Origin of the sequence: Mycobacterium sp. pR1184 (genome assembly GCF_041287235.1) — a bacterium.
In the GTDB taxonomy this organism is placed as follows: domain Bacteria; phylum Actinomycetota; class Actinomycetes; order Mycobacteriales; family Mycobacteriaceae; genus Mycobacterium.
The window spans coordinates 18882-35218 of the sequence record NZ_JBGGKR010000021.1; the positions used below are offsets into that span (position 1 = coordinate 18882).

Here is a 16337-nt window from a genome sequence, read left to right on the forward strand (position 1 = left end):
GGGTTGACCGGTGGCACAGGAATCGACCCGGCCGTCGTCGCCGGTTTTGGCATTGGTCGCGGCGGCCCGCGTCGGCGTCGGCGCCGCCATGTTGCTGGCGCCGGATCGATTCTTCAAGCCCGGCTCGGGGACCGAGACGCTGCTGATGCAAACGATCGGGATTCGGGACCTGGTCATCGGGTCGGGTGCCTGCGCCGCGTTGCTGCGCGGTGGCGACGGCGACTTCCGGCGCTGGGCGGCCTTCGGCTTGATCAGCGACAGCGCCGACCTGCTGCTCGGGCTGCGCAGCGGGCCCCTCGTCGGAACCAAGAGCGCGATGATCGCCACGCTGGCTCCCGTGCCGTTCGTCGGCGCCGGCGTGCGCGGCTTCGTCCGCGGCCTTCGTAACGCCGGTTAGCTGTCGGCGCTGCGCAGCGCATCGATGGTGTCGGCCACCGTTTCGCGCGGATCCCGGTAGGTGATGCCGAGCTCTTTTTCGCTGGGCGAATCATCCGACGCCGGCATCTGCGTGTAGTACTGCATCCCCGCCGCGGTGAACGGCGTGTTGAACGGCAGGTAGGGCGTCGCGATATCGAGAACCGCTCCCGCCGCGCGGATTATGGTGTCGGGAACCGGAACCGCGACCATCGGAGTGTCGGCCACCTCGCCGAACATGCTCGCCAGCTCGCTGACAGAGACACGGTGCCCGCCGGCCATATAGCGTCGCGGCCCGCGCCCGGGTTCCAGCAGCGCCACGTGCAGCGCGGCCAGGTCGCGGGCATCGACGATCAACCACGCCGCTCCCCGCCCGGGTACCACGTGCAGGTCCAGCAGCGACTTCACGCCTTGACCGGCCTCACCATATTGATTGCCGACCGGCGGCCCGAGCACCATGCCCGGATAGGTGATGTTCACCGGCGCGCCCGCGTCCTGCAGGCCGCGGGCGTAGATCTCCACCTGGGCCTTGGACTTTCCGTAGCCGTCCGCCCCGCCGACCACCGGTAAGTCCGCCGACAGCGTCTCCAGGTTGGGATGAAATAGCGCGGTGAAGCTGGACACGTGCACGATCGGGTCCAGGCCGAGCTCGACCGCCTGGCCGAGCACGTTCTGCGCCCCCTGCATGTTGGTGGTCAGCATCTCGTTGGTCTGCCGGGGATCGGTCGCCACCAGGGCGGCGCTGTGCACGACGGCGTCGCACCCCTGTAACGCTTCGCGCACCGAGACACGATCGGTGATGTCGCCGACGGCGAAGTCCGACACATCGACGCCGAGTTTCGCGACCGAGGTGTGCAGCCGATCCGGGTTGCGTACCAGGAACCGCACCGAGTGCCCCGCGTCCGCGATGGCCTTGGCGGTCCACCCACCCACAAATCCAGTACCGCCCGTTATCAGAATTCGCACGCAGCGATTCTGCAAGGCTGGCTGGCCGCGGGGCAACCGGCAGTGCGTTAACTACAGGTGGCTGGCCACGAAGCTCGCGGCTTGGCCCGTCATGCCGTTCACGACATACGACGCGTGCGCGGCGCCGTCGCTGCCGCCGCCGCAGATGGGATCGCCCGGGGCGCACAGCTGCAGCGTCTTGGACTGGTACAGCGGACCAATCGCGATGTCCGGCGCGCCGTAGTGCTCCAGGAATTGATTCGACGGGGTGCCGAAGAGCGTGACGGCGGCGACGTGGTTGGCGACGTCCGCCGGCATCGGCTTCGGGACGTCAGCGGGAGAAATGCCCTGCGGCACGGCCGACGAGGTGACAAAGCCGGCCACGGCCGCGCCCTGCGAGAATCCGCCGAGCACTTCCTTGGTCTTCGGGCAGCTGGCCGCCATCGACTCGATGTGCGAGCTGGCGTCACGAATGCCGTCGATGAACGTCGCCGGGAAGTTGGGGCTGCCGAAGTCGCTGCTGGCGGGGTAATTCACCGGGTACACCGTCATGCTCCGTCCGCCGAGCTGCCCGCGCAGCGCGTCGACGAAGCCGGAACCGATGCCGCCGACACCGGGCGGCTCGCTGGTGCCGCGGGCGAAGACCAATTCGACGTCAGGACAGTCGGCGTTGGCCGCCGGGGCGTGGCCGATGACCAGCACGGCCGCCGCCATCAGCACGGCCGCCGCGCCGGCCGCCACGGGCCTGCGTATCCGGCCATTGATCACCTTCAAGAAATTCATGCGTATCCCACTGTGTTTGGTCTGACTTTGCTTACCCGTATTCGATGCAGGTAGCGGTATGGATTGCCCAAAGCATCTGTTCTCAATCGCTATCTGGGCACCAGGCGCAATACCGGGATGTGGCGGCCGATTGCCGCCGTCGCGGCGCGGTAGTCGCTGTAGCCGGGATAGGAGCGTTCGGCGAGGCCGTAGAGCCGCTCGTATTCCGCGGGATCGGTGACCTCGGTGGCCAGGAAGCGCTCCCCACCCAATTCGCACTCGGGATGGGCTTTGAGGTTGTAGTACCAATTCGGGTGGGTGGTGCCGCCGAAGTTGGAGGCGACCGCGATTACGTCAGGGCCGTCGTGGAAATAAGAGATTTGAGCCTGCCGCGGCTGCCCGGTTTTGGCACCCGTCATGTGTAGTGTCGCCGACGGCACAGCAAACATTCCCCAGGACACTTTGTCATGGGAGACCCGCATCAGCCACGGATCAGTCTTCGCCGCAATCCGTTGTGCCAGAAACTTTCCCGCTCCGCTACGAGCAAACTTCGTCATGGCGCGGTTGAACGCCGTGGTCCGGCGCTGCGGGTCGACAATCGGTAGCGGCATGAATCGACGATAATCCGATCCGCCGGCAGCAGGGTGTCTTCCGGGCAACCCGCGCGCCGATCGACGGATCGGATGCTCGGACACACACGAAGGCCCTCAGAAAAGCGACCAGCAGGTTTACCGTTGGCTTCAGTAAACCTGCTGGTCGAGAATCGCAATTACTTCTTGAAGGCGTCCTTCACCTTCTCGCCCGCGTCCTTCAGGCTGGACTTGGCCTGGTCCGCGCGGCCCTCGTTCTTGGTGCCGTCGTCGCCGGTGACCTTGCCGAGGGCTTCCTTGGCCTGGCCGCCGAGGTCCTCGATTTTGTTCTTGATCTTGTCTTCGGTACTCATGCGCTTGCGCTCCCTTCTCGCCTGACGTGGTTCTTGTGCTGGCTACCCCCGAATAGTTGATTCCCAAACGGTGGTAGCGGGTTCGAACCGTGTTTGGGTCGGCCGCGGTTCACCCGATGCCGCGTCATGGCTGGCAAACAGCGGTTATTCCGGCAGTCGTGGCATGGATCACAATGGTCCTATGAGCACCGCAACGGTGGTGGCGATAGTCGTAGTGCTGATGCTGCTGGGCCTGGGCATCGTGATCAATCAGCTGCTGCGGCTGAGGAAGTATCTGGGGGAGCCGCCCCCCGACCATTTGCCCGGCGCGGACGGCCGCGAGCCTCCGGAGCGCGAGCTGCCCGGGTGATTTTCACGCCTCCGCTCGACTGATAGCTTCAATCCTGTAATCGCACCTCATCGGGGAGGGGCCGCCGCGGCGGTAGCTGCCCGATGCGCACCGGGCCCGGGGGCACCATGACTCTGCTGGTAACCGACGACGGCCTGCCCCGCGGCGTGTCCGGGGCCGCCGATCCGCATTTCGCGAACGTCATCAAGAAGTTCGCGCAGCAATTCCCGGGACGGCGGCTCGGCGGGGGAGCACTGTCGGTGTACATCGACGGCGTTCCCGTCGTCGACGTCTGGACCGGGTGGTCGGACCGCGCTGGCACGCAGCCCTGGACCGCCGACACCGGCGCGATGGTGTTCTCGGCGACCAAAGGCGTCGCGTCGGCGGTGATCCATCGCCTGGCCGATCGGGGCTTGCTGTCCTACGACGATCCCGTCGCGGAGTACTGGCCGGAGTTCGGCGCGAACGGAAAGGCCGACATCACGGTGCGCGACGTCTTGCGCCATCGCGCCGGGCTTTCACACCTGCGGGGTGTCACCAAGGCGGAGTTGATGGACCACCTGGCCATGGAGGCTCGGCTGGCCGCCGCGCCGGTCGATCACCTGCGGGGCGTGCAGGCCTATCACGCGCTGACCTACGGCTGGCTGCTGTCCGGGCTGGCCCGCGCGGTCACCGGCAAAGGCATGCGGGAGCTGATCCGTCAGGAGGTTGCGCGCCCGCTGAACACCGACGGTCTGCATCTGGGCCGGCCGCCGCAGGGCTCGCCGACGCAGCCGGCGCAGATCCTGATGCCACAGAAGCTCATCGTGCGGACCCCGGTGCTCAACTTCATCGCGCCTCGGGTGGCCAATATGCGCTACTCCGGAGCGTTGGGCGCGATGTACTTCCCGGGGATCATGTCGCTGATGCAGGGCGACACCCCGTTCCTGGACGGCGAGATCCCCGCGGCAAACGGCGTGGTGACCGGCCGTGCGCTGGCCAAGGTGTACGCCGTGCTGGCCAACGACGGCCGCATCGACGGCAAGAAGTATCTGTCCAAGGAATTGGCACGCGGGCTGACCGGGCGAGCGCGCATCAAGTGGCCGGACGCAAACATGGTGGTGCCCATGCCTTTTCACCTCGGTTATCACGAGTCGCCGGTGCCGGGCCTGATGCACGGCTTTGGGCACGTGGGTCTGGGCGGAACGCTCGGCTGGGCCGACCCTGAGGTGGGTGGCTCGTTCGGCTACGTCCACAACCGGTTGCTGACCTCACGGGTGTTCGACATGGGATCGTTCGCCGGGCTGGCCGGGCCGCTACGCGCCGCGATGGAGGCCGCCCGGCACCAAGGACCGCTGGAGGTGCCCCAGTTGGGTGCGACCTATCCCAAGCCCGGCCGGCGGCGGGCGGCCGCGCCGGCCCGGGCTGCGTCGGGCGAGGGTTAGATCTTCGCGAAGCCGCGCGGCAGCGTCAGCGGTAGATCGGCGTAGGTGGCGATGCCGGGCGCGGCGGCGACCACGGCGGGAATCGCGTTGATCGCGGGCACCGCGGTCATGATGTGGCCGAGGTCCATGAACTCCTCGAGCGTCGTCGCCTCGAAGTACGGCGGCGGCAGGAAGCCGACCTTGGTCGTCACCGTCGGCTGACCGTCGATCTGGATGACCCAGCCGTCCTGCTCGATCTTCCAGTCGGGGTCCAGCGTCTGGCCCTTTTTCCACCGGACGTTGAGGTCGATCAGGGTCTTGCCGTTCACGATGCCCTGCCAGCTGATGTAGGTGCCGGCGACGTGTCCGGCCGGAATGGTCCACGACGCCATCTCGAGGTCCTCGGTGGTCTTGGCGAACTCGGCCACACACGTGATCTCGTCGAGCTCGACACCGAGCGCGTCGGCCACCAGCCGGACGGCCTCGCCGAAGATGGCGGTGCCCTTGGCGGCCATCGCCTGCAGGTCCGGGTGGTCGATCGGCTGCCCGAAACCCACCGGCTTCTCGGTCTCCGGGGAGTCGTAGAAGGTGGTGTCGGCGGCCTCGTTGACGGTGACCTTGTCGACGCGGTTGCACACCATGGACGAGACGATCGCGAGCAGTTCGGCGAAGCCCGGGCTGACGCCGGACCCGAAGATGGTGGCGCCGCCCCTTTCGCAGGCTTCGAGGATCCGGTCGCGGCCGTCGCCGAGGTTGTGCCCGGTGATGAACGACGCGGTGGTCACCACGTTGACGCCGGCGGACAGGATCGCGACCAGCTCGTCGACGTTGATCCACATCGGGTTGTAGACCACGCAGTCCGGTTTGAGGGCGAGCAGCGCGTCGATGTCATTGGTCGCCGCGACCCCGAGCGGGGAGATGCCGACCAGTTCGCCGGCGTCGTTGCCCACCTTGTCCGGCGACCAGGCGAAGCACCCGACCAGTTCCAGCATGGGGTTGTCGGCGATCGACTTGAGCGAACTCTTGCCCACGTTTCCGGTGTTCCACTGAACGACTCGATAGTTGTTTGGCACTCGCTCAGCATAGGGAATTGTTCGCACGCTTAATAGGCGGACTCCGACGCCAGAATCTCGGCGAGAAACGCGTCCGCCGGCGGCCGGTCCAGCCGGGCGTGCGCCCAACGGCGGATCCGGTCCCGGGTCTCGCGGGTCTCGTTCGTGTCGGCCCCGACGATCACCGCGGTCGCCGTCCAATCGTGATCCCAGGCGGCGGACTCGGTGATCGGCCGGCCCTGCGCATCGAGCAGCGGGAGGAGCGCGCGGCCCTCGCCATCCAGGGCGCCGGCACCGCTGATCGCGCCGGACCGCAATCGCACCCCGATGCCCGACGGCAAGTCCGGACCGACGATCGCCGCGCGCACCACAGCCCCCGCCGTCTCGACGTTCCAGTCGACGGTGCTCTCGCCCGCATCGAAGATGGCCGGGGGTACCGCGGTCCAGTTGATGGATGCGACGCCCCGGGCGATCGAGGTGCCGCGCGGACCCGCGTCGGCACCAGCGGCCAGGGCGTAGTCGTCGCGGCGGCCGCTCGGGATCGCTAACACCACACTCGAATCATCAAGGGCGGCAATTAGTTCCGCCCAAGCATCGTCGTCCACTCCGACCTCGTCGGCCAGCTCGGCGCCCGAGCGTACCAAGTTCACGATTCGGGCGTCGTCACTGCGGATATGGGTGAACAACGCCGCGGCATGCGGCACCAGCAGCCCGGTGACATCCGAATCCAGCGTGTCGTCGGCGAAGAAGTCCTGCGCGCCGGCGGTCAGCAGGGCGACCTCGAGGTCGAGCAGGGCGCGGTCCAGGCCCGCGATGCCGTCTCGCTGACTCGCCGGCCACCAGCGCCGCAGCCAATGCCCGACGGCCAACCGGCGCAGCGGGTCGATCGAACCCGGCACGATGTCGACGCCGGCGAGCTCGGTCACGGCGTCCGTCGCGTCCGCGGCAGCGGCCAGCGCGACGTGGCCGGCATCGCCGAACACGCGCCACAGCCAGTCCGCGCGCGACAGATCGGTGAAGGTGATCTGGGTCCGCTCATCGCCGGGTGGATCGTCGATCGTCCAGGACAGCACGGCGCCGCTGACTTCCAGCACCGCCGCGAGCGGCGTCGGGGCGGTGTCGGGCCCGACGGTCCAAAGACCGGACTCGGCAACCAATTTCATCCGGCCACCTGCAGTTCCAGCATCGACTTGATCCGCTGGCGGTGATCGAGGCTCACCGATCGCGCGACACCTTCCAGCAGGGACCGCATCTCGTCGACGTCCTCGCAGGACTCCTGCCAGACGTCACGTCCGTGCAGTCGAGCCCACAGCCGGCTCAGGTAGGGCGGCGCATACGCCGCGAGGTCGTCGACCACCTGGCGTTGCCGCGGATGCATCGGGCCGCCCTCGGCGAGGTAGCGCCGGGCGTGCAGCACGTACGCCTCCTTACGCAGCCGCGCCTGGATCTGTGCCGCCAGCGCATAGCGGCTGGTGACGGATCGGTCCAGCGGCGCCAGCTCGACCGCGACCTCGATGCCGGCCACCAGGGTGGCCTGCTTGTCCTCCGAGAGCAGCCCCCACGGAGCACAGGCGCGGTCGACCTCTTCTTCGCAAAGCAGCGGGATGTCGGGCAGCGCGTCGCGGTCCAGGGCGCGGCGCAGCGTCGCGCGCACCCGATCCACCACGCTGCGATCCAGCGGACGATCACCATCGGCGCCGCCCGCGATGCGCGGGGGCCGTTGCGGTGCAACCGAACTCAAGCCCAGCTTCACGATCGACCAGGGCACATCCGCCGATTCGACGCGGACCAGAGCGCCCAGGTTGTACGGGGTGGTGTCGCTGATCATGGCCGACCAGACCCGCTGGCGTGCGGTCGCGGCGCGGTGGCCGTGGGCCGGCCCGAGCACCGTATCCAGCTCAGCCAGGAACGGACCCGTCACGATCTCGGACGCCTGGACATCACGCCAGCTGTGTTCGAGCTGATCTGCAAGCGTGGCAACGACATCCTGTCCGGCCACGTATTGATGCAAGACTTCGATCGCGGTGCGGTCTCGGCCCTGGTGAATCTCGCCGAGCACGGCGGCCGCGGTTTCGCGATCCTGCGGCGCCGGCGCACCTTTGGTGACCGCCAGCTCGTAGCAGACCGGGAAATAGAGCTCCTGGGCGTTTCCGGAACGGATCCGCTGCCTGCGGCGCTCGAGTTTGAGGACCTCGAACCACGCTGCAGCGGAGCGTAATTCGGATGCGCTGCCCACGATCAGTTCGTGCATTGCAGCGGCGGTGTCGGGGGCGACCACCGGTGCCGAATACTGCGGATTGGACCGTAGCCGCAGCACCAGCGGGTCGATGATGCGTTTGACGGTTCGGGTCAATGGTCCGCCGTCGTCGCTGCTGAGCACCTCGACGCCGAGCCCGATCGCCCGCCACGCCTGGTCGATCACCGACCGGCGTGGATGGCCTGCGACCACGGTGGTGGCCAGCTGCGGGTCCGCGCTCATCAGCACAGGATAGGGGCATTTCACAGATACCCCTAGCCAAAAAGTTGGGTTCGGTAGCCGCCCGGCGCCCCGACCCTGGACGCATGAAGAAGCTGATGACATTGCTTTACCGGTTGGCATTCTGGCGGCACGGCAACGCCGGGGGCCGCACTGTCGGCGTCGGCACCGTGCGCACGGTGGCCGGCGAACGGCAGGTTTTCATCGAAGTGGTCGCCGTGTCGGGCGAGACGTTCATCGGCCGATTGGCGCGCTGCGAGGACGACCTGGACGTGTCGGTGCTGCGGCCCGGCCTCGTCGTTCTGGTCGCGTTCGATCCCACTGCCCGCGAGGAGCTTTCGCTGCCCGACGACGTACTGGCTGTTCATGCGTCGTGGCTGGCCGCGGTCTGAGTGCTAGCGTGCGCCGTCGACCGCGAAGGTGACCAGCGCGGCCCAATACAGCGGATTGGCGGACAGGTCGCCGTCGCGCCAGCTCCGCATCCGTTCGCGCTGCCATCGATTGACCGCGCGCCCCGCCTCATCGGCCTGGTGTGCGCGGTCCACGGCGACGACCACATCGGACATGGGGTCGTTCGCATCGACGTCGTCAGCGGCGAACTGACGGTAGGCGGCGGTGGTGGGTAGCGACCACAGCGTGGCGGTCACCAGCTGTGCGCCGCCCAGAATCATCGCCGCGACCAGGCCGGTCGCCTCGTCGAATCGGTAGTCCCCGCCCGACCCGCAGGCGAGCAGGGCCACCCGCGGCGGGATCGGCAGCCGCAGCGCCATCAGGTCCGACGCGGTGAGCGGGCGATGGTCCCCGATGGTGTCGGCGTCACCGTAGGCCGCCGCCGTACAAGCCAGATGCAGGGCCGCGCGGTCGGCCTGGGCGGCATGATCGTGTTGTGCATCAGCAGAACTCGCGTGGCCGACGTAGAGCAGCCTGCTGGGCGCCCGTGCCAGCAGGCCGGCCAGCCAGGCGCGGTCGGCGTCCGGACGGCGGAACAGTTCGACCGCCCCGTCTACTCCGGGCAGGACCGCGCGCTCACCCATCAGTTCGGCGAAGTGCCGAGCCAATGGCGTTTCCGCTGAGGGCCTGCCGAGCACCGAGCCGAGTGCGGAGTCGGGCCGTTGCCCAGGCACCCGCGGGTCGAGGACCAGCACCGGTGGACCGTCCCGGCGGGCTTCCCATCGCGCCGGGGTGCGCGGCGCGTGCACGATGTTGGCCGGCACCGCCATCAGCACGTCGACCAACTCCATCAGTCGGTGGCCGTCGGTGTGGTCACCGATATTCGCGAGCTGCCAAGGGATCCGGGCGGCCACTCGACCGCTGGACGTGATGGCGTCCTGGCGGGCGCGCACCAATTCCTCCTTACTGGGACCCGATTTCGGTACCGCGAGCAGTCCCCAGGGGACGCGGGCCAACCGCGCGCTGGGGGCCACGAACAACGCGGCACGCGGCGAGGACACACACTCGTTCAGCAGTTGCCAGCCCGGCGTCGAAATCAGCAGCACGCCCAGGATGTAGGCGACGGTGAGCTCGGTGTCCGGGTTCGCGAAAGGGCCGGTGGCCAAAGCACGCTCGATGGCGTCGCGACGGCTCTCGCTGTCGTGCGGCTCGGGGATGGCGTCGGTCAGCTCTTCGATGGCCGCCAGCAGCAGCGGCTCCTCCACCACCCAGGTGACGGTCCGCGACGGCTGTCCGATGATCCGCAGGCTGCCGTAGGTGGCGATCCCGACGTCGGCGTAGCGCAGGACCAAAGTGAGCCGGTCGCTCATGGCCAGGTCGACCAGGGGGGTTCGGCGGCGGTGACGTCACGGCCGTAGCGCTGCAGCGCCAGGGCGCGGTAATGGCTCATGATCGGTGGGCTATCCGGCTGCATCTGAAGCGGCGGCAGCGGGCCGAGTCGGGTGAGTGAACGGCCGGCCGCCGGCGGTCCGGCCGCGGCCAGCGCCGGTTCCAGGTCGGCGTCGACCAGCACCGTGGCGGTGCCCGTGGACGCCCACTCGCCGATGGCCGGACGCTGCGGGTCAGTGTCGAAAGTGCCCCGCGCGCTGTGGTATTCGACGAGTTCGCTGATCAGTTGGGTGTTCTCCCACTCGTACGCGACGGCGAAGGCCCCGGCCAGGATGGGTGCCGAAATGCTGGTGGCCCAGCGCGCTCGCGCATCGGCGTCGGCGATCGAAAACCGCACCGAGTCGACCGCGAGCGCGGCCGGGACCTTGAGCTCGGCGGCCTGTTCGAGTTTGGTCATGCCGCGCCAGTATTCGGGAGTTCCGACCTCGCCCTTTAGGATGCCGAGTCCCTCGGCCTGCCGCGCCTCGGTTTCCTCCAGCGTTTCGTCGGGATCGCCCGAGCTGTCGAAGCCGAGGTCCGCCAACGCATCCGCGCGCCACACCGTGCCGAGATGACTGTCCAGTTGGGCGTACTGCAGCCAACTGCTGCGTGGCGAGGAGTCGAGCAGTTCCCGGGCCTGGGCGATCAACTCGACAGCGTCGGCGAACTTACTCCAGAAGATCGCTATCCAACTGCGCTGCAACAGAATACGGTGCAGGTGCAATGGCTTGCCCAGCTCGCGCCAGTGCCGCTCGGCATGCTCCCAGCATTCGTCGGCGCCTTCCAGTGCACCGGATGCCAGCCGGGTGAGTCCCATGTACAACCAGCACCGCGCGACGTCGTGTGCCCGCTCATATCGTGCGATGACGGGATACGCCTCGGCGACCAGCTGTTCGGTCCCCGCGTGATCGCTGACCAGCCAACGCGCCGCCGCACGCTCCAATTGCGTTCTGGCCTCGGCCAATTCCCACCCACGCGACTTCGCCCGGGCTCCGGCTCGACGCAGCCAGGGTTCGGCTTCGCTCAGCCGGCCGGTTTCGACGCAGAACCTGCCGTATCCGGTGGACGCGTCCACCCGCAGCTGGTCGTCGAACTCGTCGTCGCCCAGGCGATCGATCGCATCAATGATGTTCTCCCACAATGGAACAGAACGCACATGCAGGTCGTCGTCACACAACGCGGTCGCGCACAACACCTGCGCGTGCACGATCAGTCGGGCGTGCTCGTCGGCCAGCTCGGGAAACGTCTCGTCGGACCGGCTCAACTCGGCCAGCGCCGTCTCGGCGCCTTCGTGATCGCCCAGCGCGGCCCTCACGCCGGTCTGCAGGAACTGCGCTCGTCGCGAATAGCGACGGATCATCCGCGCAATGTCGGCTGCCGGCATCGTCACCGAAGCGGCGGCTTCCGGCATCGTGCCGGCCAAGATCGCGGAGTAGATGGCCAGGCAGTCGCGGATGCGCCGGATGCACTCGTGCACTCCGTCATTCGCGCCGCGCGCCAAGTAGATAGCGCCGAGCTGAGCGAAGACCTCCAGGATGTCCTCGTCACGGTCTTCCTGCTCGATCGCGGGCACCAGGGACAGCAAAAGGTCCCGGGCGCCGGTCTCGTCGGCGACCAGTGTCAGGCGGCGTGCTCGCTCTAATTCGCCGGAGATCGACACGGCTGCATCATAAGTCTCGGGCAGGCCGGTGCGGCGGACGTGTGAGTGAGGCACGTCCGCCGCCCGGAGTGGAACCGATTAACCGCACGTCACCTTGATGCTGAAGTCCTTGGTGATCATCCCGGCCATCGGGTTTTTCAGGTCGGCGCCCTGCGCCTGCCCGGTGATGGTGTAGGTCTTGCCGTCGACCGCCACGTTGGCCGACCCGACCTTGGCACCCATGTTGTTGGCGACCGACAGGGCGTTGCCGTCCACCACCAGCGCCAACGATTCAACCTTCGGGGTCGCTTCGTCGGTCATCACGACGGCCAGTGCCTGCTGCGCACCGCCGGTCGAGCCGCTGCCGATGTCGATCTTGCCGCCCTGCCGCACGCAGGTCACCGACGCCGGGTTGACGCCCGCCAGGTCGGTCCCGCCGACCTTGACCTGAGCACCGCTCCCGGAGGCGACGCTGGAGGCTGTGCTCGACGCCGGGCTGGCCGAGTGGCCGCCGCTCGAGCAGCCCACTACGGTCGCTGCCACGCCGAGCGTTCCGATTGCGCCTACGAGAAGACGTTTCACTTGTCGTTCCTTCCTTCATGCGTCGCCCCGTTGGCGTCGTCATGAGGCAAGTACAGAACTCCGGCGTTGCTACCGATCCCAATTTTCAGGTGCAGCCGGTAGGCTCCGTCGGCGGGGACCTGACGAAGGGACAGATCCGATGGCCAGCGTGAAATGGTTGGAAACGCCTGAGGCACATGACTTTCCGGCAGCGTCCGATTACCTGGATCTACTCGCCGATCCGCCGACGGTCAAGAAGCTCGCCAAACGGCTGCAGAGCGGATCGGTGACGCATAAGAAGGCCAAGGACATCCTGCGGGCCGCACGGCTGAGCCTGTTACCCGTCGATAACCCACACGTCGCCGCCGATCTCACCAAGATCGAGAAAGGCATTGCGCTGTCACCGATCCTGCTGGTGCGCGGCGACATCGTGACCGGGGTTCCGCTGCAGATCGCCGACGGCTACCACCGCGTCTGCGCGAGCTATCACTCCGACGAGAACACCGACATTCCGGTGATCCTGGCCAGGCTGACCCACCAGCAGTAGCGCTTCCGGCGAGTGCTTGAGTGTCCTTGTGATAGAGATCCAAACTGTTGGGTCGGTGCGGGTGTTGACCCTGTCGTCGGGGCGCGTCAACGCCCTCGACGTGGACGTGCTCGACGAGCTGACCCGAACCTTTCGTGAACTGCAGGAGTCGGGAAACGGTCCGTTGGTCGTCACCGGCGCCGGCCGGGTATTTTCCGCGGGGGTCGACCTCAACCGGGTGGTCGAAGGCGGGCGTGACTACACCGATCGGCTGGTTCCGGCGCTGTCGGACACGTTCGACGCGCTGTTCAACTTTCCGTGGCCGACCGTTGCCGCGATCAACGGCGCCGCGATCGCTGGCGGGTGTGTGCTGGCATGCGCCTGCGACCGCCGGCTGATCGGACCCCAAGCCGGTATCGGTGCGGCCGAGGTTCGCGTCGGCGTCTCTTTCCCGGTCGCCGCGCTGGAAGTGATGCGCTATGCCTGCGGAGATCGCGCCGAGGAGGTGCTGCTCGGCGCCCGCACCTACCAGGGGACCGAGGCGATCACCCGCGGGCTGGCCCATCGCGTCGTCACCGACGATCTGATCGAGGCGGCGGTGGGCGAGGCCGCCGAGCTCGGCGAGCTGCCGGTCGAGGCCTATCGCGATACGAAGGCTCAGTTGCGCGCCCCGGCCGTGGCGCGGATTCGTCAAGGAGCCGCGACCGACGCCGACGTGCGCCAGCTGTGGGGTTCAGACGACACGCAACAGCGGCTGGCCGCCTACGTGGAAAGCCTCAAACGCCGCGACTGATCACTCGTCGAGCGCGACTCCGCCGCGGGTGCGCCTGCGCCGCATGCGATGCGAGCCCTTGCCCTCCGGGCGACGGTTGCGCAACCCGGAGCGGGGTTCCTCGGTGTCGTCGTCGGCCTCGTCGGATGGCTCCGCGGCGTCGTCGGTCACCGGCTTCTCGGCTTTGACGGCGTCGACAGCTTTGGCGGTGGGCTCGACGGATTCTGGTGCGGGCTCTTCGGCTGGTTCCGGCTCGGCCTCTTCGGCCGTGACGGTCTCGGCCTCGGTGTCCTCGGCTTCGTCGACCTCGGCGGCCTCGGTGTCCTCGGCTTCGGTGGCGTCCTCGGCGTCCGTCTCGTCACCCTTCTTACGGCGCAGACGACGCTTCTTGGGCTTCTTCGCCTTGATCGGCTTCGGCGGAGGCGGCGGCAGCTCGGCGACAAACGACAGATAGAACGCGAAAAATCCGAGCAGGGCAATCGCCGCGGCCGCGCCGTAGATCCCGAACAGATACTGCCCGGCAGCATCCAAGCTGAGCCAGATCTCGCTGATCGCGGTGCCGATGATCAGCACCCCGGCCAGCACATGCCCCACGATCGACCAGACCCGCAGCGTCAGGGCCATTTGCGGGACGCCCAGCTCCGGCTTGCGGGTCCGCAGCTGGGTGAACACCACAGGCAGCGCGGCCAGGGCGATCAGCGCGCCCGCGCCGATGCGGCCCGCCATCCCCAGTCCGCGCGAGGTGTCGCCCATCAGCTCGGACCAACGAGGCAACACGCAGAGGAAATAGAGGACGCCGGCACCGATCGAAAACACCAAGTGCCACGGTATGGCGACCTTGCGCCCCATACGCCTCCCTCATACTGGTGAGCCCACGTCAGCCTAAAGGCAGCCAAACAGATTCCAAACGACCGTTTGGCCGCGTCTGCCAACCGAGTGGACCCGATTTGCGGAGGATGCGGGATTTGAACCCGCGAGGGCTGTTAACCCAACCCGCGTTCCAGGCGAGCGCCATAGGCCACTAGGCGAATCCTCCGTGGCAATGGTAGCGGCTGGGTCAACGTGGAATGTCGGTCGGCCGTCATCGGCTGCCCCGAGCCAGGTATTACACTCGCCATGGACCCCGCGCGGCGTCTATCCTGTGAACTCCCCCAGGGCCGGAAGGCAGCAAGGGTCAATGGGCTCTGTCGGGTGCGCGGGGTCCCCTATGTGCTAGGCCGGGCAACCAGCGCTTACGCCGCGAGCCGGCCCGTCACCCTCCGTTCGACAGTGAAGGGGCCTCCAAAAACCATGGCGGCGTTCGATTCCCTCAGCCCCGACGAGCTCACCGCGCTGCACTCCCGCAACCAGCAGGACTATGCGGAACTGCAGGCCAAGAAGCTGCACTTGGATCTGACCCGCGGAAAACCCGCCCCCGAGCAGCTCGATCTGTCCAACCAGCTGCTGAGCCTGCCGGGCGACGACTTCCGCGATGCCGAGGGCACCGACACCCGCAACTACGGCGGCCTGCACGGCCTGCCCGGACTGCGGTCCATCTTCGGCGAGTTGCTGGGCATCCCGGTGCCCAACCTGATCGCCGGGAACAACTCCAGCCTGGAGCTGATGCACGATCTCGTCGCCTTCTCGATGCTCTACGGAGGCGTGGACTCGCAGCGGCCCTGGAAGGACGAGCCGGGCATCAAGTTTCTCTGCCCGGCGCCCGGCTACGACCGGCACTTCGCGATCACCGAGACCATGGGCATCGAGATGATCCTGGTCCCGATGCGCGACGACGGCCCGGACGTCGACATGATCGAGGAGCTGGTCGCCGTCGACCCGGCGATCAAGGGGATGTGGACGGTGCCGGTGTTCGGCAACCCGACCGGCGTGACGTACTCCTGGGAGACCGTCCTGCGCCTGGTGCAGATGCGGACGGCGGCGCCCGACTTCCGGATCTTCTGGGACAACGCGTACGCGGTGCACACCCTGACGCACGACTTCCTGAGTCAGATCGACATTCTCGGGCTGGCCGCCGCGGCCGGCAACCCGAACCGTCCGTACGTCTTCGCGTCCACCTCGAAGATCACCTTCGCCGGCGCGGGCGTCAGCTTCCTGGGCGGGTCGCTGGGCAACATCGCCTGGTATCTGCAGTACGCGGCGAAGAAGTCGATCGGCCCGGACAAGATCAACCAGCTGCGGCACCTGCGCTTCTTCGGCGACGCCGACGGGGTCCGCCTGCAGATGCAGCGTCATCGGCAGATCCTGGCGCCGAAGTTCGCCCTGACGCTCGAGATTCTCGAGCAGCGGTTCGGCGACTCCAAGATCGCGTCCTGGACCGAGCCTAAGGGCGGCTACTTCATCAGCCTCGACGTGTGGCCCGGGACCGCGCGCCGGACCGTTGCGCTGGCCAAGGATGCCGGTATCGCCGTCACCGAGGCGGGTGCGACGTTCCCGTACCGCAAGGATCCGGAGGACAAGAACATCCGCATCGCGCCCACTTTCCCGTCGTTGCCGGACCTGCGCGACGCTGTCGACGGGCTGGCGACCTGCGCGCTGTTGGCCGCTTCCGAGGCGCGGTTGGGCGCCCCGGCGCCCAGTGTGAACTGACGGCCGCTGATGGCGTTGGGTGTGCGCTGAGGGCGCCGGGTGTGCGCTTTGGGCTTTGAGTGTGCGCTGATGGCGGGAAATCGGGCGAAATCCCGCCCTGGACGCACACTCG

18 protein-coding genes, 1 tRNA gene and 1 other RNA gene are annotated in these 16337 nt (G+C 67.7%); 8 read left to right on the forward strand and 12 right to left on the reverse strand.

From position 1 onward, the window contains the following. Window positions 1-10: 10 nt before the first annotated feature. Window positions 11-397, forward strand: a complete 387-nt coding sequence (locus ACAG21_RS27000) for a hypothetical protein (protein ID WP_370499323.1) — start codon at window positions 11-13, stop codon at window positions 395-397. Here ACAG21_RS27000 and ACAG21_RS27005 read toward each other — a convergent pair. From ACAG21_RS27005 to ACAG21_RS27020, 4 genes are all read right to left on the reverse strand, one after another. Beyond that, a complete protein-coding gene (locus tag ACAG21_RS27005; protein ID WP_370499324.1) occupies window positions 394-1380 on the reverse strand; it encodes an SDR family NAD(P)-dependent oxidoreductase in 987 nt (328 codons plus the stop codon). The two genes, ACAG21_RS27000 and ACAG21_RS27005, sit on opposite strands and share 4 nt — an antisense overlap. Window positions 1381-1431: 51 nt before the next feature. Further along, on the reverse strand, window positions 1432-2142 hold the full coding sequence (locus ACAG21_RS27010) for a cutinase family protein (RefSeq protein WP_370499325.1): 711 nt from the start codon (window positions 2140-2142) through the stop codon (window positions 1432-1434). Between the two features lie 89 nt (window positions 2143-2231). Beyond that, window positions 2232-2732 (reverse strand): nitroreductase family deazaflavin-dependent oxidoreductase, encoded by a 501-nt coding sequence (locus tag ACAG21_RS27015; protein ID WP_370499326.1) that lies wholly within the window; start codon window positions 2730-2732, stop codon window positions 2232-2234. 158 nt (window positions 2733-2890) lie between these two features. After that, window positions 2891-3064, reverse strand: a complete 174-nt coding sequence (locus ACAG21_RS27020; protein ID WP_370499327.1) for a CsbD family protein — start codon at window positions 3062-3064, stop codon at window positions 2891-2893. Window positions 3065-3245: 181 nt separating this feature from the next. Between ACAG21_RS27020 and ACAG21_RS27025 the strand changes: the two genes are divergently transcribed. Both ACAG21_RS27025 and ACAG21_RS27030 read left to right on the forward strand, forming a co-directional pair. Continuing rightward, window positions 3246-3413: a hypothetical protein gene (locus ACAG21_RS27025; protein ID WP_370499328.1), complete on the forward strand. Its 168-nt coding sequence runs from the start codon at window positions 3246-3248 to the stop codon at window positions 3411-3413. Between the two features lie 107 nt (window positions 3414-3520). Further along, window positions 3521-4816 carry a serine hydrolase domain-containing protein gene (locus ACAG21_RS27030; RefSeq protein WP_370499329.1) on the forward strand — a complete coding sequence of 432 codons (1296 nt, stop codon included), beginning with the start codon at window positions 3521-3523 and terminating at the stop codon, window positions 4814-4816. On the opposite strand, the gene ACAG21_RS27035 is transcribed toward ACAG21_RS27030, so the two are convergent. Genes ACAG21_RS27035 through ACAG21_RS27045 form a run of 3 tightly spaced genes read right to left on the reverse strand, consistent with a single transcriptional unit; the run spans window position 4813 to window position 8326 of the window. After that, window positions 4813-5868 carry a dihydrodipicolinate reductase gene (locus ACAG21_RS27035; protein WP_370499330.1) on the reverse strand — a complete coding sequence of 352 codons (1056 nt, stop codon included), beginning with the start codon at window positions 5866-5868 and terminating at the stop codon, window positions 4813-4815. The genes ACAG21_RS27030 and ACAG21_RS27035 overlap by 4 nt on opposite strands. 29 nt (window positions 5869-5897) lie before the next feature. After that, entirely contained in the window at window positions 5898-7010 is a 1113-nt protein-coding gene (locus ACAG21_RS27040; RefSeq protein WP_370499331.1) for a hypothetical protein, read from the reverse strand. Beyond that, window positions 7007-8326, reverse strand: a complete 1320-nt coding sequence (locus ACAG21_RS27045; RefSeq protein WP_370499332.1) for a hypothetical protein — start codon at window positions 8324-8326, stop codon at window positions 7007-7009. Before ACAG21_RS27045 ends, ACAG21_RS27040 begins: the two co-directional genes overlap by 4 nt. Window positions 8327-8370: 44 nt before the next feature. Between ACAG21_RS27045 and ACAG21_RS27050 the strand changes: the two genes are divergently transcribed. Continuing rightward, on the forward strand, window positions 8371-8715 hold the full coding sequence (locus ACAG21_RS27050; protein WP_370499333.1) for a hypothetical protein: 345 nt from the start codon (window positions 8371-8373) through the stop codon (window positions 8713-8715). Between the two features lie 3 nt (window positions 8716-8718). Here ACAG21_RS27050 and ACAG21_RS27055 read toward each other — a convergent pair whose 3' ends face one another. The 3 genes from ACAG21_RS27055 to ACAG21_RS27065 all read right to left on the reverse strand — a co-directional run bounded on the left by ACAG21_RS27055 (window position 8719) and on the right by ACAG21_RS27065 (window position 12362). Further along, on the reverse strand, window positions 8719-10083 hold the full coding sequence (locus ACAG21_RS27055; protein ID WP_370499334.1) for a CHAT domain-containing protein: 1365 nt from the start codon (window positions 10081-10083) through the stop codon (window positions 8719-8721). After that, complete coding sequence (locus ACAG21_RS27060; RefSeq protein ID WP_370499335.1) at window positions 10080-11801, reverse strand: hypothetical protein; 1722 nt, start codon at window positions 11799-11801, stop codon at window positions 10080-10082. The genes ACAG21_RS27055 and ACAG21_RS27060 overlap by 4 nt, the downstream gene beginning before the upstream one ends. Window positions 11802-11879: 78 nt before the next feature. Continuing rightward, window positions 11880-12362 carry a lipoprotein LpqH gene (locus ACAG21_RS27065; protein WP_370499336.1) on the reverse strand — a complete coding sequence of 161 codons (483 nt, stop codon included), beginning with the start codon at window positions 12360-12362 and terminating at the stop codon, window positions 11880-11882. Window positions 12363-12501: 139 nt separating this feature from the next. On the opposite strand from ACAG21_RS27065, the gene ACAG21_RS27070 reads away from it, so the two are divergent. After that, entirely contained in the window at window positions 12502-12888 is a 387-nt protein-coding gene (locus ACAG21_RS27070; RefSeq protein ID WP_096290463.1) for a hypothetical protein, read from the forward strand. A gap of 55 nt (window positions 12889-12943) precedes the next feature. Continuing rightward, entirely contained in the window at window positions 12944-13660 is a 717-nt protein-coding gene (locus ACAG21_RS27075; protein WP_370499337.1) for an enoyl-CoA hydratase/isomerase family protein, read from the forward strand. Here the strand turns inward: ACAG21_RS27075 and ACAG21_RS27080 are convergent, their stop codons facing one another. Then, window positions 13661-14488 (reverse strand): hypothetical protein, encoded by an 828-nt coding sequence (locus ACAG21_RS27080; RefSeq protein ID WP_370499338.1) that lies wholly within the window; start codon window positions 14486-14488, stop codon window positions 13661-13663. Window positions 14489-14589: 101 nt separating this feature from the next. Further along, window positions 14590-14675: transfer RNA gene (locus ACAG21_RS27085), tRNA-Ser, on the reverse strand. Between the two features lie 79 nt (window positions 14676-14754). Between ACAG21_RS27085 and ffs the strand changes: the two genes are divergently transcribed. After that, window positions 14755-14849, forward strand: an RNA gene (gene ffs / locus ACAG21_RS27090) — signal recognition particle sRNA small type. An 80-nt stretch (window positions 14850-14929) separates the two neighbouring features. Then, window positions 14930-16225, forward strand: coding sequence for an aminotransferase class I/II-fold pyridoxal phosphate-dependent enzyme (locus ACAG21_RS27095; RefSeq protein ID WP_370499339.1), 1296 nt, complete (start codon window positions 14930-14932; stop codon window positions 16223-16225). The last annotated feature ends 112 nt before the right edge of the window (window positions 16226-16337 follow it).

Coding starts and splice junctions, on each gene's coding strand:
- ACAG21_RS27010 (WP_370499325.1), bottom strand. CDS start 2,142: ATGAATTTCTTGAAGGTGATCAATGGCCGGATACGCAGGCCCGTGGCG.
- ACAG21_RS27015 (WP_370499326.1), bottom strand. CDS start 2,732: ATGCCGCTACCGATTGTCGACCCGCAGCGCCGGACCACGGCGTTCAAC.
- ACAG21_RS27020 (WP_370499327.1), bottom strand. CDS start 3,064: ATGAGTACCGAAGACAAGATCAAGAACAAAATCGAGGACCTCGGCGGC.
- ACAG21_RS27025 (WP_370499328.1), top strand. CDS start 3,246: ATGAGCACCGCAACGGTGGTGGCGATAGTCGTAGTGCTGATGCTGCTG.
- ACAG21_RS27030 (WP_370499329.1), top strand. CDS start 3,521: ATGACTCTGCTGGTAACCGACGACGGCCTGCCCCGCGGCGTGTCCGGG.
- ACAG21_RS27040 (WP_370499331.1), bottom strand. CDS start 7,010: ATGAAATTGGTTGCCGAGTCCGGTCTTTGGACCGTCGGGCCCGACACC.
- ACAG21_RS27045 (WP_370499332.1), bottom strand. CDS start 8,326: ATGAGCGCGGACCCGCAGCTGGCCACCACCGTGGTCGCAGGCCATCCA.
- ACAG21_RS27055 (WP_370499334.1), bottom strand. CDS start 10,083: ATGAGCGACCGGCTCACTTTGGTCCTGCGCTACGCCGACGTCGGGATC.
- ACAG21_RS27070 (WP_096290463.1), top strand. CDS start 12,502: ATGGCCAGCGTGAAATGGTTGGAAACGCCTGAGGCACATGACTTTCCG.
- ACAG21_RS27080 (WP_370499338.1), bottom strand. CDS start 14,488: ATGGGGCGCAAGGTCGCCATACCGTGGCACTTGGTGTTTTCGATCGGT.
- ACAG21_RS27095 (WP_370499339.1), top strand. CDS start 14,930: ATGGCGGCGTTCGATTCCCTCAGCCCCGACGAGCTCACCGCGCTGCAC.